Here is a 1,662-nt window from a genome sequence, read left to right as displayed (position 1 = left end):
TGTAAACACCGTTTGTATAGCACTGAAAGTGCTGTCGCTAGAACCCTGCCAAGAGGCAAGGCTCTAGTTCCGTATTATCCTTAGAAAGGAGGTGATCCAGCCGCACCTTCCGATACGGCTACCTTGTTACGACTTCACCCCAATCATTGGCCCCACCTTCGGCGGCTGGCTCCAAAAAGGTTACCTCACCGACTTCGGGTGTTGCCAACTCTCGTGGTGTGACGGGCGGTGTGTACAAGGCCCGGGAACGTATTCACCGCAGTATGCTGACCTGCGATTACTAGCGATTCCGGCTTCATACAGGCGAGTTGCAGCCTGCAATCCGAACTGAGAATGGTTTTTTGAGATTTGCTTGACCTCGCGGTCTCGCTGCCCTCTGTACCATCCATTGTAGCACGTGTGTAGCCCAGGTCATAAGGGGCATGATGATTTGACGTCATCCCCGCCTTCCTCCGGTTTGTCACCGGCAGTCACCTTAGAGTGCCCAACTAAATGCTGGCAACTAAGATTAGGGGTTGCGCTCGTTGCGGGACTTAACCCAACATCTCACGACACGAGCTGACGACAACCATGCACCACCTGTCATTCCGTCCCCGAAGGGAACTCCCTATCTCTAGGGATAGCGGAAGATGTCAAGACCTGGTAAGGTTCTTCGCGTTGCTTCGAATTAAACCACATGCTCCACCGCTTGTGCGGGCCCCCGTCAATTCCTTTGAGTTTCAGCCTTGCGGCCGTACTCCCCAGGCGGAGTGCTTAATGCGTTAACTTCAGCACTAAGGGGCGGAAACCCCCTAACACCTAGCACTCAACGTTTACGGCGTGGACTACCAGGGTATCTAATCCTGTTTGCTACCCACGCTTTCGCGCCTCAGCGTCAGTTACAGACCAGAGAGTCGCCTTCGCCACTGGTGTTCCTCCACATATCTACGCATTTCACCGCTACACGTGGAATTCCACTCTCCTCTTCTGTACTCAAGCTCCCCAGTTTCCAATGGCCCTCCACGGTTGAGCCGTGGGCTTTCACATCAGACTTAAGGAACCGCCTGCGCGCGCTTTACGCCCAATAATTCCGGACAACGCTTGCCCCCTACGTATTACCGCGGCTGCTGGCACGTAGTTAGCCGGGGCTTTCTGGTTAGGTACCGTCAAGGTGCCAGCATTTCCTCTGGCACTTGTTCTTCCCTAACAACAGAACTTTACGATCCGAAGACCTTCATCGTTCACGCGGCGTTGCTCCGTCAGACTTTCGTCCATTGCGGAAGATTCCCTACTGCTGCCTCCCGTAGGAGTCTGGGCCGTGTCTCAGTCCCAGTGTGGCCGATCACCCTCTCAGGTCGGCTACGCATCGTCGCCTTGGTAAGCCGTTACCTTACCAACTAGCTAATGCGCCGCGGATCCATCTTTGAGTGACGGCTAGGCCGCCGTTTGCTGTTCGACCATGCGGTCTAACAGATCATTCGGTATTAGCCCCGGTTTCCCGGGGTTATCCCGATCTCAAAGGTAGGTTATCCACGTGTTACTCACCCGTCCGCCGCTCGATCCACAACAATCACCCCGAAGGGATCATGTTGCTTCACGCGCTCGACTTGCATGTATTAGGCACGCCGCCAGCGTTCGTCCTGAGCCAGGATCAAACTCTCCATAAAATGAAGAAGTTCGCCT

At 54.6% G+C, this 1,662-nt stretch carries 1 rRNA gene; it reads right to left on the bottom strand.

The annotated features are described in order from the left end of the window. Nucleotides 1-84 precede the first annotated feature (84 nt). Nucleotides 85-1,646 (bottom strand): 16S ribosomal RNA (locus tag GLW08_RS21465). Nucleotides 1,647-1,662 lie beyond the last annotated feature (16 nt).

This window comes from Pontibacillus yanchengensis (assembly GCF_009856295.1).
GTDB classification, from domain to species: Bacteria; Bacillota; Bacilli; order Bacillales; family BH030062; genus Pontibacillus; species Pontibacillus yanchengensis_A.
This window is presented reverse-complemented; position numbering and strand designations above follow the sequence as displayed.